General features: G+C 59.9%; 1 protein-coding gene. It reads left to right on the top strand.

Annotation, left to right across the window (positions count from 1 at the left end; genetic code table 11):
- Window positions 1–1176, top strand: a 1176-nt coding sequence (gene tuf, locus OO25_RS22050; RefSeq protein ID WP_024095804.1) for an elongation factor Tu, incomplete at its 5' end; no start/stop codon positions are given.
- Between the last annotated feature and the right edge of the window lies 1 nt (window position 1177).

The following is a 1177-nucleotide window of genomic DNA, read 5'->3' as shown; positions in this document are numbered from 1 at the left end:
ATGGCTAAGGAAAAGTTTGAACGTACAAAACCGCACGTCAACATCGGCACCATCGGCCACGTTGACCACGGCAAGACCACGCTGACCGCAGCGATCACCAAGTATTTTGGTGACTTCAAAGCCTACGACCAGATCGACGGCGCACCTGAAGAGAAAGCGCGCGGGATCACCATCTCCACCGCGCACGTGGAATATGAGACCGAAGGCCGTCACTACGCCCACGTCGACTGCCCCGGCCACGCTGACTATGTGAAGAACATGATCACCGGTGCGGCGCAGATGGACGGCGCGATCCTGGTTGTGAACGCTGCTGACGGCCCGATGCCGCAGACCCGCGAGCACATCCTGCTGGGCCGCCAGGTTGGCATCCCGAAGATGGTCGTGTTCATGAACAAAGTGGACCAGGTTGACGACGAAGAGCTCCTGGAGCTGGTCGAAATGGAAATCCGCGAGCTGCTGTCGTCCTACGACTACCCCGGCGACGATATCCCGATCATCGCAGGGTCCGCTCTGGCGGCGATGGAAGGCAACAAGCCTGAAATCGGCGAAGAGAAAATCAAGGAGCTGATGGCGGCTGTTGACGATTACATCGACACCCCTGAGCGTGCTGTTGACCAGCCGTTCCTGATGCCGATCGAAGACGTGTTCTCGATCTCCGGTCGTGGTACCGTTGTGACCGGTCGTGTTGAGCGCGGCGTGATCAACGTTGGCGACTCGATCGAAATCGTTGGTATCCGTGACACCTCCACCACCACCTGTACCGGTGTGGAAATGTTCCGCAAGCTGCTGGATCGTGGTGAAGCCGGCGACAACATCGGCGCGCTGCTGCGCGGTGTCGACCGTGACGGCGTTGAGCGTGGTCAGGTTCTGTGTAAGCCGGGTTCCGTGAAGCCGCACACCAAGTTCGAAGCTGAGGCCTATATCCTCACCAAAGAAGAAGGTGGTCGTCACACCCCGTTCTTCGCGAACTACCGTCCGCAGTTCTACTTCCGCACCACCGACGTGACCGGCACCGTGACCCTGCCTGAGGGCACCGAGATGGTTATGCCGGGCGACAACCTGAAGTTCGACGTCGAGCTGATCGCACCGATCGCGATGGAGCAGGGCCTGCGCTTCGCGATCCGCGAAGGCGGCCGCACCGTCGGCGCCGGCGTTGTGTCGAAAATCACTGAGTAAG

The organism is Phaeobacter sp. S60, assembly GCF_000826845.1.
Classification (GTDB): Bacteria; Pseudomonadota; Alphaproteobacteria; order Rhodobacterales; family Rhodobacteraceae; genus Phaeobacter; species Phaeobacter piscinae.
This window is presented reverse-complemented; position numbering and strand designations above follow the sequence as displayed.